Origin of the sequence: Acidovorax sp. NPDC077693, from assembly GCF_044542805.1 — a bacterium.
GTDB lineage: Bacteria > Pseudomonadota > Gammaproteobacteria > Burkholderiales > Burkholderiaceae_C > Acidovorax.
Window position 1 is genome coordinate 45688 of sequence record NZ_JBITVD010000020.1, and the last position, 13764, is coordinate 59451.

The 13764-nt window shown below is 69.3% G+C and carries 13 protein-coding genes; 10 read left to right on the forward strand and 3 right to left on the reverse strand.

Annotation, left to right across the window (positions count from 1 at the left end):
* Nucleotides 1–91: 91 nt before the first annotated feature.
* On the forward strand, nucleotides 92–616 hold the full coding sequence (locus ACIGHN_RS23675) for an RHS repeat-associated core domain-containing protein (RefSeq protein ID WP_396506494.1): 525 nt from the start codon (nucleotides 92–94) through the stop codon (nucleotides 614–616).
* Nucleotides 617–946: 330 nt separating this feature from the next.
* Here the strand turns inward: ACIGHN_RS23675 and ACIGHN_RS23680 are convergent, their stop codons facing one another.
* Nucleotides 947–1306, reverse strand: a complete 360-nt coding sequence (locus tag ACIGHN_RS23680) for a FlxA-like family protein (protein ID WP_396506495.1) — start codon at nucleotides 1304–1306, stop codon at nucleotides 947–949.
* 29 nt (nucleotides 1307–1335) lie between these two features.
* Nucleotides 1336–2274, reverse strand: a complete 939-nt coding sequence (locus tag ACIGHN_RS23685; RefSeq protein ID WP_396506496.1) for a LysR family transcriptional regulator — start codon at nucleotides 2272–2274, stop codon at nucleotides 1336–1338.
* Between the two features lie 116 nt (nucleotides 2275–2390).
* Between ACIGHN_RS23685 and ACIGHN_RS23690 the strand changes: the two genes are divergently transcribed.
* The 5 genes from ACIGHN_RS23690 to ACIGHN_RS23710 all read left to right on the forward strand — a co-directional run bounded on the left by ACIGHN_RS23690 (nucleotide 2391) and on the right by ACIGHN_RS23710 (nucleotide 7224).
* Entirely contained in the window at nucleotides 2391–3398 is a 1008-nt protein-coding gene (locus ACIGHN_RS23690) for a tripartite tricarboxylate transporter substrate binding protein (RefSeq protein WP_396506498.1), read from the forward strand.
* Nucleotides 3399–3423: 25 nt separating this feature from the next.
* Entirely contained in the window at nucleotides 3424–4329 is a 906-nt protein-coding gene (locus ACIGHN_RS23695; RefSeq protein ID WP_396506499.1) for an alpha/beta fold hydrolase, read from the forward strand.
* A gap of 69 nt (nucleotides 4330–4398) precedes the next feature.
* Nucleotides 4399–5817: a 3-isopropylmalate dehydratase large subunit gene (gene leuC, locus ACIGHN_RS23700; protein WP_396506500.1), complete on the forward strand. Its 1419-nt coding sequence runs from the start codon at nucleotides 4399–4401 to the stop codon at nucleotides 5815–5817.
* A complete protein-coding gene (gene leuD / locus ACIGHN_RS23705) occupies nucleotides 5814–6464 on the forward strand; it encodes a 3-isopropylmalate dehydratase small subunit (protein WP_396506501.1) in 651 nt (216 codons plus the stop codon). The genes leuC and leuD overlap by 4 nt, the downstream gene beginning before the upstream one ends.
* 193 nt (nucleotides 6465–6657) lie before the next feature.
* On the forward strand, nucleotides 6658–7224 hold the full coding sequence (locus tag ACIGHN_RS23710) for a YcxB family protein (protein ID WP_396506502.1): 567 nt from the start codon (nucleotides 6658–6660) through the stop codon (nucleotides 7222–7224).
* A gap of 39 nt (nucleotides 7225–7263) precedes the next feature.
* Here ACIGHN_RS23710 and ACIGHN_RS23715 read toward each other — a convergent pair whose 3' ends face one another.
* Nucleotides 7264–8283, reverse strand: coding sequence for a PhnD/SsuA/transferrin family substrate-binding protein (locus tag ACIGHN_RS23715; RefSeq protein ID WP_396506503.1), 1020 nt, complete (start codon nucleotides 8281–8283; stop codon nucleotides 7264–7266).
* A 372-nt stretch (nucleotides 8284–8655) separates the two neighbouring features.
* On the opposite strand from ACIGHN_RS23715, the gene ACIGHN_RS23720 reads away from it, so the two are divergent.
* From ACIGHN_RS23720 to ACIGHN_RS23735, 4 genes are all read left to right on the forward strand, one after another.
* Nucleotides 8656–9609: a hypothetical protein gene (locus tag ACIGHN_RS23720; protein WP_396506505.1), complete on the forward strand. Its 954-nt coding sequence runs from the start codon at nucleotides 8656–8658 to the stop codon at nucleotides 9607–9609.
* Between the two features lie 39 nt (nucleotides 9610–9648).
* Nucleotides 9649–10155 carry a hypothetical protein gene (locus ACIGHN_RS23725; RefSeq protein WP_396506507.1) on the forward strand — a complete coding sequence of 169 codons (507 nt, stop codon included), beginning with the start codon at nucleotides 9649–9651 and terminating at the stop codon, nucleotides 10153–10155.
* A 149-nt stretch (nucleotides 10156–10304) separates the two neighbouring features.
* Complete coding sequence (locus ACIGHN_RS23730; protein ID WP_396506508.1) at nucleotides 10305–11531, forward strand: hypothetical protein; 1227 nt, start codon at nucleotides 10305–10307, stop codon at nucleotides 11529–11531.
* A complete protein-coding gene (locus ACIGHN_RS23735; RefSeq protein ID WP_396506510.1) occupies nucleotides 11528–13726 on the forward strand; it encodes an ATP-binding protein in 2199 nt (732 codons plus the stop codon). Before ACIGHN_RS23730 ends, ACIGHN_RS23735 begins: the two co-directional genes overlap by 4 nt.
* The last annotated feature ends 38 nt before the right edge of the window (nucleotides 13727–13764 follow it).

Sequence of the window (13764 nt, forward strand, 5' to 3'; positions counted from 1 at the left end):
CGCTGACGGCCACGTTAATCAACTCCGCGAAGGCTGACAGCCTGCTGCACTACAGCCCCTACGCCAGGCCAGCGGCAACGCGGGCACGGGCTTGAGGAGCAACGGCAATGCGTTCGGCAGCTACTACGCGGACCCGGAGGCGGGGCTGCTGTACGCACGGGCGCGGTACTTTGGTCCGATCAGCGGACAGTTTGTGAGCCGGGACCCGGTGGAGGGCGAGGCCAATCTGCCGATCACGTGGGGGGCTTACCAGTATGGTCGGAGCAACCCTTACCGTTATTCCGATTCCAATGGCAAATGCGACAACCACAGCACGCTCGATGACTGTGCGACCGAGATATCGGGTGGATTGGTGGGGAGCATAGGCCTAACCACCTTCAAGGCGATCGAAGGCGTCACTGGTACGCTGCAGTTCACGGCTGACTTTTATCTCGAAGGGTTTGGCAACAAAGCCGCGAAAGAAGAAAACGACAACGCCGCGCATGACCGCCTCACAGGCTCGTACTACGCCAAAGCGCATCACCATCTGGCAACCGGAGCTGGCAACTGCTGCATCTGGCAGACGGTGGTGGCCACGGAAAGGTACGGCCACGGGCCGGGCTGCTGGCCACACTGATGGACTTAAGGCTCGGGCAAGCGCTGCCCCGGGATTGCGCCTGGTCCGGCGCGGATGCTGCCGCTCGACACTATGGCGTGCTGTTCAATTGCCTGCCGCCGTGTCCAAACGTCGCCCCGCCGTACGGCCTTAGCGGCTAGCTTGCTGGCCTTGCTGGAGTAGGCGTAGCATGTGCGGTCCAATGCGGTCATGCTGTTGGTTGGAGTCGGGCAGCCCGCATGCGTGGGATGTTGAACTTGACGCTGACGCTCGATGGGGCACCTCCAACCGCTATGCATTTGGAGGTGCACTGGGCGTCTGTCTTTGTCCGCCACCCGGCGCTCTAGGCCTTCAGACGTAGGTATCGACAGACTCACCTAGCCCGGGTGTGCGGTGCGATGTGGCAGGGCCCGCGTTGGTGCTCGCCGATCCCTCCCTGCCCGCCTTGGCCTGCTGCTGCGCCTGCACCCAGTCCATCTGCTCCTGCTGGCTCTGGCGCTGGATGGCGGCGATCTGCTGCTGCACCATCTGGATCTGCGCCTGCAGCAGCTTGATCTTCTCGGCCTTGGCTTTGGCTTCCATGTTCTGGCCGGCCACGCCGCGCAGTTCGTCGGTCAGCTCGCGCAACTGCTTTTGCAGCTTGTTGATGTTGCTGGCGGCGTTGGCGCTGGATGCTGCGCCCGAGGAAGAGGTGGCACTGGAGATCTGCATGCCGTGTTATCGGCAGATTCGCGCCCATCTCAAGGGGTTTCTTCCGGATGGCCGCGATCCAGGCGCTGCCCGCTGCGCAGCGGTGCGGCAAACCAGTCGCGCAAAAAATCCGCCAGCGCGCGCGTCTTGGCCGACATGTCGCTGCGCGTGGGATAGACCAGCGTGACGTCCGCCGCCGGCAGCGACCATGCGGGCAGCACGCGCAGCAGGCGGCCCGTGGCCATGGGGTCGGCCACGTCCCAGGCAGAGCGCATCAGCACCCCGTGGCCTTCCAGCGCCCAGGTGGTGGCGGCGGCGCCGTCGTTGGTGCTGAGCATGCCGCGCACCTTCACTGTCTCTTGCCGGGCGCCTTGGTGCAGGTGCCAGGTGCCGTAGGTCTCGTCGCTCTCGCGGATCACGATGCACTGGTGCGCCAGAAGGTCGGCCGGCTGCGCGGGCTCGCCGGCCTGGGCCAGGTAGGCGGGCGATGCGCACAGCACGCGCTGGTTGGCCAGCAGTCGGCGGGCGGTCAGGCGCGAGTCGGGCAGGTCGCCAAAACGCACGGCGGCGTCGAAGCCTTGCTCCACCAGATTCACCGGGCGGTCGGTCAGGTGCAATTGCACCTCGACCTCGGGGTAGGCGCGGGCAAAGGCCGACAGCGCCGGCGCAATGTGCACGCGGCCAAAGCCCAGCGTGGCGGCCAGCTTGATCAGCCCCCGGGGCGAGCTGCGGGCGCCGGCCACCGTGCGCTCCAGCGCGTCCAGGTCGGACAGGATGCGCGCGCCGTCGAGCAGGTAGGCCTCGCCCTCGGGCGTCAAGCTCATGCGGCGCGTGGTGCGGTGCAGCAGCCGCACGCCCAGGCGGTGCTCCAGCTGCGCCAGGCGCCGGCTGGCAGCCGGCGGGGTGATGCCCATCTGCTGCGCGGCCGCCGCCAGGCTGCCTTCCTTCATGAGCAGGGCAAAGAAGCGCAGGTCCGAAAAGCCGTCCATGGAGGTGCCTGATTCGTGTGTTGGATGTATGAATGAAGTAATTTTGACGGTATTTATGGCTTTGAACATCACTCCTAAGATCCCAACCACAACAAATACCCGCAGGAGACAAACCCATGACCGCTGCTTTCACCATTCCCCTCCGATCGCGTCGCCTGGCAGCCAGCGCCGCCGCACTGGCCGCGCTGGCCCTGCTGTCGCCCGCCGCGGCCCTGGCGCAATCGGCCGGCTATCCCAACAAGGCGATCAAGCTCGTGGTCCCTTACGCCCCGGGCGGCAGCGCCGACATCGCGGCGCGCCTGGTGACGGACGAATGGGGCAAGGCGCTGGGCGGCTCGCTGTTCATCGAGAACAAGGGCGGCGCAGGTGGCAACATCGGCGTGGACATGGTCGCCAAGGCCGCGGCGGATGGCTACACCATCGGCCTGCAGACCGTGTCCCTGGCCATCAACCCCAGCCTGACGGCCAAGATGCCGTACGACACCCTGAAGGACCTGGCGCCCATCGGCATGGTGGCCAGCTCGCAGCACGTGCTGGTGGTCAACAACGCCTTGCCGGCCAAGACCGTCAAGGAACTGGTGGCGCTGCTCAAGGCGCAGCCGGGCAGGTACTCCTACGGCTCCGCGGGTGCGGGCAGCACCTTCCACATGTCGGCCGAGCTGTTCAAGGCGGTGGCAGGCACGCCCATCGTGCACATCCCGTACCGCGGCGGCGGCCCGGCCATGATCGACACCATGTCGGGCCAAGTGGCGATGAGCTTCCCAGTGCTGTCGGCCGCGCAGCCGCATGTGCAGGCGGGCAAGCTGCGGGCGCTGGGCGTGACCGGCACCCAACGCTCCGCGCTCATGCCCGACGTGCCCACCATTGCCGAGGCCGGCCTGCAGGGCTACGCTTTTGAAACCTGGTTCATCGTGTTCGCTCCGGCGGGCACACCCCGGCCCATCATCGACAAGCTCAACACCACGCTGAACCAGGCATTGAGCACGCCTGCGCTCAAGGAGCGCATGGCCAAGGACGGGTTCGACCCCATTCCATCGACCCCCGAGCAGGCCCGTGCGCGGCTCGAGAAGGAGATGCCGCAGTGGGCCAAGTTGATCAAGGAGCGGGGCATCACTGCCGAATAGGCCCCGCCGCCATTCCAACGACACCATGACCACGACGACTCCGCTTTTCCCTGGCTTCAACGCCCACCGCGTGCCCACGCCCGACGGCCAGCACATCCACGCGCTGGTCGGCGGCACGGGCCCGGGCCTGCTGCTGCTGCACGGCCACCCGCAGACCTCGGCCATCTGGCACAAAGTGGCGCCGGTGCTGGCCCAGCACTTCACGCTGGTGCTCGCGGACCTGCGGGGCTATGGCGACTCGGCCAAACCCGCCGGCGATGCGGAGCATGCGCTCTACAGCAAGCGCACCATGGCCGCCGACATGCTGGCCGTGATGCAGCACCTGGGCCACCCGCGCTTCACCGTGCTGGCCCACGACCGGGGCGCGCGCGTGGCGCACCGCCTGGCGGTGGACCACCCGGCGGCCGTGCAGCGTTTGGCGCTGCTGGACATCGCGCCCACGCTGGCCATGTACGAGCAGACCAGCAACGCCTTTGCCCGCGCCTACTGGCACTGGTTCTTCTTGATCCAGCCCGCGCCGCTGCCCGAGCGGCTGATCGAAGCCGACCCCGCCGCCTATGTGCGCGACGTGATGGGCCGGCGCAGCGCGGGCCTGGCACCGTTCGACCCCCGGGCCCTGGCCGAGTACGTGCGCTGCCTGGGCCTGCCCGGTACTGCCCACGGAATCTGCGAGGACTACCGCGCCGCCGCCGGCATCGACCTGGTGCACGACCGGGCCGATCGCGACGCGGGCTGCCAACTGGCCGTGCCGCTGCTGGCCCTGTGGGGCGAGCAGGGCGTGGTGCACCAGTGCTTTGAGCCGCTCAAGGAGTGGCAGCGCGTGGCGGCCGACGTGCGCGGCCATGCGCTGCCCTGCGGCCACTACATCGCCGAAGAGGCCCCCGGTGCGCTGCTCGACGCGGCGCTGCCTTTCCTGCTGGCTGGCCGATAGTCCGCACCCACACCCACACCCACACCCACACCCACACCCACACCCACACCCACACCCACCACGATGACCATGACCACCCCCTCCACGCTCTACCAGAAGCTGGTCGCATCGCACACCGTGGCCGTTCTCGACGAACAGAATGTGCTGCTCTTTTGCGACCTGCACCTGATGAACGAATACACCAGCCCCCAGGCCTTCGCCGGCCTGCACGAGGCCGGGCGCGGCGTGACCGTGCCAGGGCAGAACGTGGCGGTGGTGAGCCACATCATCCCCACGCACTCGGTGCGCTGGCGCACCATCCAAGACCCGCCCTCGGCCCTGCAGGCCAGCAACCTCAAGGCCAACTGCGACCGCCACGGCATCCCGCTGTTCGACACCAACGACCCGCTGCAGGGCATCGAGCACGTGATCGCGCCCGAGCACGGCATGGTGCGCCCGGGCATGGTCATCATCTGCGGCGACAGCCACACCACCACGTACGGCGCTCTGGGCGCCTTGGGCTTCGGCATCGGCACGTCCGAGGTCGAGCACGTGCTGGCCACGCAGACCCTGGTCTACCGCCTCGCCAAGGACATGCGCATCCGCGTGGACGGTGTGCTGCCCATGGGCACCACGGCCAAGGACCTGATCCTCATGGTCATCAGCCGCATCGGCGCGCAAGGCGCACGCGGCTACGTGGTGGAGTTCTGCGGCAGCGCCATCAGCGCGCTGTCGGTGGAGGCGCGCTTCACGCTGTGCAACATGGCGGTGGAGGCGGGTGCGCGCGGCGCGCTGATCGCACCCGACGCCACCGCCATCGACTACGTGCTGGCCAAGGCCCCCGACATCACCGGCGACGTGCGCACGCAGGCCCTGGCCCACTGGGCCACGCTGCGCAGCGACGCGGGCGCCGCGTTCGACGTGGAGCATGTGTTCGACGCGGCCGAGGTGGCCCCGTTCGTCACCTGGGGCACCAGCCCCGACCAGGCCATGGCCATCCACACCACCGTGCCACGGCCCGAAGACATCGCCGATGCCGTGCAGCGCAGCAGTGCCGAGCAGGCCCTGCGCTACACGGCGCTGTCGGCCGGCCAGCCGCTGGCGGGCGTGCCGGTGCAGCATGTGTTCATCGGCTCGTGCACCAACGCCCGCATCGAGGATTTGCGCGAGGTGGACCGCGTTGTCGGCCACCGCCATGTGGCCCACGGCGTGCGCGCCATGGTCGTGCCCGGCTCGGGTGCGGTGAAGGCCCAGGCCGAGGCCGAAGGCATCGCCGCGCGCCTGGTGGCCGCGGGCTTCGAGTGGCGCCAGCCCGGCTGCTCCATGTGCCTGGCGATGAACGACGACGTGCTGGCCCCCGGCCAGCGCTGCGCCTCCACCACCAACCGCAATTTCGAGGGCCGCCAGGGCAGGGGGGCCATCACCCACCTGATGAGCCCGGCCATGGCCGCCGCCGCTGCCGTCACCGGCTGCATCACCGACGTCAGAACCCTGGAGGTGACCGCATGACCGCCGACAACAACGCCACCGTGCGCGGCTACGCCGCCGTGCTCGACATCGCCAACCTCGACACCGACCAGATCATGCCCAAGCAGTTCCTGCGCGGCATCGACAAGTCGGGCCTGGCGCCGGGCCTGCTGTACGACCTGCGCTTTGACGGCGCCGGGCAGCCACGAGAAGACTTCGTGCTCAACCAGCCAGCGTTTGCCGGCACCGACGTGCTGCTCGCCGGCAGCAACTACGGCTGCGGCTCCAGCCGCGAGCACGCCGTGTGGGGCATGCAGCAGTACGGCTTCCAGGCCGTGGTCGCGTCGAGCTTTGGCGAGATCTTCTACTCCAACGCCATGAACAACCGCTTGCTGCTGGCCATGGTGACCGAGGCCGACGCACAGGTCTTCATGCACGAGGCACGCGCCGCGGCAGGGCCGCTGGCCATCGAGATCGACGTGGCGCAGCGCCAGGTGCGCACGGCGGGCCACAGCGCGCCGTTCACCATCTCCGAGCGGCACCGGCGCATGTTCCTCGACGGGCTGGATGTGATCGGCGCGTCGCTCACCTACCGGGACCGGATCGACGCCTTTGCCGCGCAGCACTGGGCCGCCCAGCCCTGGGTGCGCGATGTGGCGCGGTTGACGCGGGACCGCCTGGGGGCATGACCACCCAGCGCGGGCGCTGCCCGCCGCTGTGATCTGGTGTCGGTGTGCGCGGGTGCACGCCGGTAGGCGCCGGGTGTGGGGCGCTGCAAGATGGCGTGATGTGGTGCCGGGTGCTGTGCCGATGGCGCCGCCTGCACCGGTGCGCCGTGGGCGCCCCCTATAGTGGCGGCTCCTCAGGCCTTCATCCCCACCCATGCCCTCCTTTTCCCTTACCCGTGGCGACTACGCCGATCTGCAAAAACGCATCGTCGCCCAGGCCAAGGCCCAACTGCGGCGCGGTGATGGCGCTCGCGCTGGCGGCAAAGGGGGTCCATCCAACGACGATCCCGGACGGTGGTGGCTGCCGCTGGTGCTGTGGGGCGTCTCCGTGGTGCCGCTGGTGTTCCTGTTCCGCTGGCTGGAGTCCATGCCCGACATGGGTACCCATCTGGCCATGGGGGCCGTGGGCATCGTGGTCGGCGCGTTGGCATTCTGGGCGCTGGTCCGCAGCGGTAGCGGCTCCCTGCAGCAGGCCATGTTCGAAGACGATGGCTACTGCCTCGCGCCCCAGACGCTGGATGTGCGGAAGGACTGCATCGAGCAGCGGTCCTACGCGGCCCATACCCTGTGGCAATGGGCCGGGTTCAAGCACCGGCAGGAGAGCGAGACCTTGGTGTTCCTGTTCGTGGACAACGCCGTGTGCCTCATGGTCCCCAAGTCCATCCTCACGCCCGAGGCCCGCGCGCTCATCGAGCAGCGCGTGCCACTGCAGGCGCCGTGAAGCGCCGGTTGCGCCGCGCAGCGCACCGGGCTGGCTGACTCAGGGCTTGGGTGCCGGCGCTGCGGCGGGCTTGCCGGCCTGCGCCGCCTTCGCGGTCTTGCTGTAGACCTCCATCACGGTGGCGAAGTCGCGCTCGAAGTTGATGGGCAAAAAGGTGTCGTTGCCCGGCAGCAGCTGGCGCAGCTTGGGCGAGAAGCTGTAGCCGTACGAGCACTTCTTCACCCGCGCCTGCAGCTCGGGCGACACGTCCTTGCCCAGGGTCCAGGTCTCGGTCATGAAGGGCGGGCTCTCCCACAGCGTGCGAATGCTCGACCCCTTCACATCGCCCTTGACCACCATGCGCTGGTACAGGTCGCTGGCCACCGCAGCGGCGGGGTAGAAGCCGTGCATCACCCCGGTCACCGAGCGCTCGTGGCCGTTGGAGAACACCACCTCGTAGTTCTGGTCCGGCACCAGGCCGATGGCCGGGAACAGCGCGCGCGGCGCCAGGTTGCCCGAGTTGGACGTGGGCGTGGTGTGCGCGATCTTCTTGCCCACCAGGTCCTGCGGCTTGGTGAACGGGCTGTCCACCCGCGCGATCAGGATCAGCTTGTACGAATTGCGCTGCCCGCTGGCCTTGTTGCCCGGCACGCCGAACGGCGCGGGCTGGCCGGCTGCGATGAGCTGCGGCACCAGGCCCGGGTTGACCTGGGCCAGTTGGGCCTTGCCCGCGATCAGGTTGTCGATGAGGTCCTTTTCGGGCAGCACGTCGATGTTGGTGCTGCGCTCCAGCGACTCGCCCTGCAGGTTCTGCAGGTCGATGTTGCCGCACCGCGCCAGGTGGTTGAAGTAGTCGCCCCACAGCAGCATCGTCTCGCTCTTGGCATAGGTCTTGGGCATGGCCACCACCAGCTTTTCGCGCGGGCCGCTGAAGGCGGGGGCCGGGGCTGCCGCGGCGCGGGCAGCGGCTGCGCGGGCCTGGGGCGTGGTGGCAGCGTCGGTCTGGGCCTGCACGGCCACCGGGCCGAGCGTGAGCGTGGTGCACAGCCAAAGTGCGCCGGAGCGGGCGTGGGAACGCATGGTGAATCTCCCTCAGTGTTTTGTGGTGGTGCAGGCCCGGAGCCCGGCGTCTGGCGCCGGATCGTCGCAGCCCGCGCTGGTCGCAGCCTGCGGCCGCATGGCCGGTCAGGCTGGCCGCGGCGGGCAGCCGTCGAGTATGCATGACGCAGCGGCTGGCGCGGGCCCACGGCGGCACGCTTGGGTAACGCGCGGGACTCCGTGGGCGCATGGCATCGGCCTGGGCCGGCGGCTCGCCGGGCAGGGCGGTTGACACCGCGTCAAGTGCCCGGTGGTCGTCATGGACAAGACCGAGAGGGACGGGGGCTCCAGAGCCTGTAACAATTCGTGCACTCCAACGCGAACCTTTCATCGACTGCCTGCATCCGCCGAACCATGTCGCAAAACGCCCATACCCTGCACCTGTTCTTCGAAGACCCGATCAAGCTCAAGACCTTTCAACTGGTCTACCAGTACCTGGTGGCCGACAACACCGAGCAGGCCGAGCGCTGGGCCGACAAGCTGGGCGGCGTGGACCTGGGCGCGCTGTGGGATGCGCAATGGTTCAACCAGCAGGTGTCGGCCGAGCGCACCCACCTGCTGCTGCGCTTTGACACCGGCACCCACGACGACCTGCCCCTGCGCGCCCTGGAAGCCCTCTTCGCGCACGGCCTGCAGTCGGCGGTGCTGGAGGTGTTCTACGACCAGGTGGGCGAGACCGAGCGCATGCACTTCCACCAGGGCCAGTGGGTATCACGCGCGGCGTTTTTCAAAGCGTGCCCGCAGTGGCGGGTGGTGGCGGAGCCGGCGGATGAACGCGACGGCGCAATCGAGGCCGGCAGTGCGCAGGACAGCGGCGACGACGCGTACTGCCACTCCAAGGACCCGGCCAAACCCGTCAGCGTCAGCAAGCTGCGCCAGCAGGAGGCCGAGCGCAAGCAGGAAGCGCAAGAGGCCGCGCAGGCCTTCATCGACATGGCCCGCTCCATGGGCAAGAACGGCAAGTCACCGGTGGAGGGCCTCATCGGCGTGCTGCTGCTGCGCGCCGGATTCAAGGGCCTGCTGCAGGCCATCTCCTTCACGGTGGTCACCGTGCTGCTGTTCAAGGGCCTGTGGCTGTGGCTGGGCTTGGGCCTGGTGCTGGCCATCGTGCTGCCGCTGTACTACATCCTGAGCGAATACAACGACATCCACGGGGATGACGATGACAGCGATGCCGAGGGTGGCGATGGAGATGGCGACGGTGAGGGCGACGGCGGGGCGCAGCAGACCGTGCCGCTGGCCGGCGACGATGGGGCCATCACCCCGCAGGCCCCCAAGGACTCGGGCGCTCCGCTGCTCGCGCACTGAACACAACACAACGACTGACGACGAGGGAGCGATTCCAACATGCTGACAAACATCGAATGGTGGGGCGGGCTGATCTTCGTGCTGGGTGCCATCACCTACCGGCTGGTCATGGGCGCGCTGGAGAAGAACGAAGACGGCATCCACTGGTACCGCGGGCTGATGCACGCGTTCTTCCTGCTGCCCGCCGTGGTGCTGGCCGGGTACTTCTACCCCCTGCCGCGCGCCGGATGGCAGTACGGCTACCTGGCTGTCCTGGGCGCGTCGCTGGCCGTCGTGCTGGTGATGCTGGTGCAAGAGATCACCGGAGACAGCCCCGCGCAGGCAGAGAAGAAAAAGGCCGACAAGGCGAAGACGAAGGGGGAGGGCGCGGAAGAAAATCCGCAAGCCAAGAAGCAGCCGCCCGACGCCGCTGGCGGTGACGAAGATGGCGACGAGCCAGGCTGGCTGATGACCGTGGTGGGCGCGCTGGCGCTGTACAGCCCGGTGCTGGTGGCCTGCGGCCTGGGCTGCCACAAGGCCTGGCCCATGGTGCAGCGGCTGCTGTGATGCATGCCGCCCCGGGGTGTGCCTGGGGCGCATTGCAGGGCCGGCCGGCTGCGGCGCCCATCACAATCGGCAGGGGCCGGCCGGCCCCTTCATCTACTTATCCATGACCCTTTGCCCCGCGCCCATGTGCGCCCACGCCTTTTCCGTCCATGGCCCAAGATTCCTTCGCTGAGCTTTTGTCGCTCTACATGCGGCGCATCCGCGCCAGCGCCTCCGGCGTCGCCACCGAGATCGGCCTGAGCCGCGAGGCGGTCAACAACTGGCGCAACGGCCTGTCCGCACCCAACCCGCGCTCGCGCGACAAGGTGGTGGCCTGCACCCGCTACCTGCGCCTGACCGAGGCCGAGGCCAACCGCCTGCTCAGCGCGGCGGGCTTGCAGCCCGAGTTTCCGCTGCAGGCCGGGCCGGCCGGCGCAGCGCAGCCGTTTGCCGCCTTTCAAGACCGGCTGTTCGCGCAACTGGCGCAGGCCGTGCCCTATGCCATCGCACTGCTGCTGTCGCCCGCACACTGGGGCCAGCCGCCGTTCCGGCAAGAGCTGCTGCAGCGCGCCAAGGCGCAGTATGGAGACGGTGCGGTGCTGCACATCCAGCCGCCCTACAGCGTGAGCACCGTGCCGGCCGAATACTTTGCCGCCATCGGCCGCCAGTGCGGTCTGGGCGATGTGGCCACCGACTATGAATTCGAATCCGCCCTGGAGCGCCGGCTGGTCGCGGGCGAGCGCCTGTTCTGCCTGGTCAGCCGGTTCGAGCAGGGCACGCCCGCACTGCGCGAGACCCTGGCGGGCATCCTGCGCAGCCTGAGCGAGATGCACAGCGGCCGCCTGCACCTGCTGCTGTGCGGCGGCGAGGCACTGGCCGACCTCAAGTACCGCAGCGGCGACCTGTCGCTGCTCAACATCGCGCAGGTCCACCATTGGCCCGACCCGTCGCTCGAAGACCTCACGCTGCTGGCCCGCCACCGCTGGCCCGACCAGGCCTGGCCGCAGTCCGTGCTGGCGGCCTTGCAGGACGTGAGCGGCGGCCACCCCGCGCTGTTCGAAGAAGGCCTGCAATGGCTGGTGGACCACGGCGTGTATGAGGCGCAGGCCCGCTCTGCCGCCTTGCGCAGCCACCTGGCCGGCAGCCCGCGCCTGTGGCAGACCCTGCTGCCGCTGGCACAGGCCCCTGCCACGCGCCAGCGCCTGGCCCAGCTGCTGCAGGCCGACGAACTGGGCCGCGCGCGCCCGTACCTGCAGGACGACGAACTGCGCCGCCTGTTCTGGGGCAACCTCATCCATGTGCGGGGCACGGGCGATGCCGCGCGGCTGCACTGGCGCAGCCCGGCCATCCGCGAGGCGGGCCTGATGGTCGTGGAATCCGCGTCCGGCGCCGCATGAGCCCGCTGCTGTCCAAGGCGCTGGTGCGCGCGGTGGTCGTCGCGGCCATCACCCTCTTCGTGGGCAGCGCGCTGCTCACGCCCAAGCTCAACCCGGTCACGCGCGGCTCGGTGCTGGGCGCCGAGAACGCAGGCATCGTCTGGGGCGAACTGGTGCAGTGGCGCGTGGCCATGGTGCAGGCCCACAACGAGCTGGATGCGTGGCCGCAGGACATCCAGAAATACGCGCCCCCCATCGGCAACCCGCAGCTGCGCGTTACCTCGCCCCAGCCCTACGTGCTGCAGGCCGACATCGCCGCCAACCCCGAGCTGGGCAAGCTCGCAGGCACCCAGGTGGTCGTGCAACTCAAGCCCGGCACCACCACCTGGAGCTGCCGCCCCGGGCGCCCGCCCATCCCCAGCGGCTACCTGCCCATCAACTGCCTGGAAGGGCAGGGGGACGACTTCACGCCCGTGCCGGCATCCGAGCGCGACCCGTTCGCGGGCCTGCGCCAGCTCATCTACTGGTGCGTCGGCATCTTCCTGGCCGGCGCCGTGGTCTGGGTGGCGCGGCACCCGCTGCTCGGGCCCGCGCAGTTGCAGCCCGCACGCCTGCGCCGCACGCCGCTGGCGCGGCTGCCCCGGCTCGACCGCCTGCTGGGCTGGACGGGCCGGCGCGAGTCCACGCTGCTCGCGGCCGACATCCGCATGGTGGACTGGCGCCGTGCGGTGCAGTGCGCGCAGCCGGGCTCGCCCGACGCGGCGAACGCACGCGCGGAGGGCCTGGTCCGTGCGCTGGCCGAGCGCGTGTCCGCCCGCAGCCAGCCCAGCAGCGACTGGGCGCTGCCGGGGCCGGTGTTCGAGTGGCAGTTTCCGCCGGACCTGCCGGTGTCGCTGGACCGCTGCCTGGTATTCGTGCCCACGCCCGGCGTGGACGAGGCCACCGTGCTGCGCCAGTTGCGCGCCGCGCAGACGGGCAGCGACGTGCTGCTGGTGCTCAGCGCGCACAGCGCTGACTTCCCCATGCCCCTGCTGCAGGCGCACGCGGCCGACCACGCCAACCTGCACGTGATGGTGGACAGCGCCAGCCAGACCGAATGGCTGGTGGGCGGCGAGGCCCTGCAGGTGCTGCTGCGCCTGCTGGCGGCCCAGCTGCGCATCACGCGCATCTCGCCATACCAGACGCGGGGCGGCATCACGCGCGAAGGCTCGTTCTTCGGCCGGGCCCAGCTGCTGGCCCGCGTGATCAACCGCGAGCCCGCCAACTACCTGGTGGTGGGCGGCCGCCAGCTGGGCAAGAGCAGCCTGCTCAAGGCCGTGCAGCGCCGCCTGCAGGGCCACCCGCACACCGTGTGCCACTACGTGTCGCTGCGCGACCACCGCCTGGCGCCGCGCATGGCGCTGCAGTTCGGCCTGCCGGCCGACACCCCGCTCGAGGCCATCGTGGACCACCTGCAGGCGCAGTACCAGGGCAAGCGTCTTTACCTGCTGATCGACGAGGCTGACCTGTTCTTTCGCGACGAGTCGCACAACGGCTACCCGCAGCTGTCCACCCTGCGGGCGCTGAGCGAAGAAGGGCGCTGCTGGTTCATGCTCGCAGGCTTCTGGGACCTGTACGCCACCGCCGTGCTCGACTACCAAAGCCCGCTGCGCAACTTCGGCGAGGTGCTGGCCATCGGCGGCCTGGAGCGCGCCGCCTGCCGCGACCTCGCCACCGAGCCCTTGCGCCGCCTGCGCCTGGGTTTTGCGAGCGACACGCTGGTGGAAAAGCTGGTGGACGCCAGCGGCCAGCGTGCCAACCTGGTCGCCATCCTGTGCCAGGAATGCCTGGAGGCGCTGCAACCCAGCGAGCGCGCCATCGAGGCGCACCACCTCGCGCAGGCCCTGGCCTCGCAGCCGGTGCAGGACGCCCTGGCCGGCTGGGGGCGCCTGAGCCACGACGAGGCCGCCTGCCGCCTGGACCGCGTGGTGGTCTACCACACCGCCCAGGCCGGGCACAGCAGCCTGGTCACCCTGGCCCAGCTGCTGCAAGGCCACGGCGTCCTGGCCGACGCCCAGGCCCTGCGCCAGTCGCTGGCCCGCCTGCAGCTGGCCTATGTGCTGCGCAAGCACGACGCCGAGTACCGCTTCGCCATCCCGCTGCTGCAAGACCAGTTCGAATCCGCCGAGCTGGAGTTGCTGCTGCACCAGGAGCTGGCGGTGATGTCCAAGGCCTGAGGCCGCCCGCATCTTTCACCCTGACCTATTCATAGCCC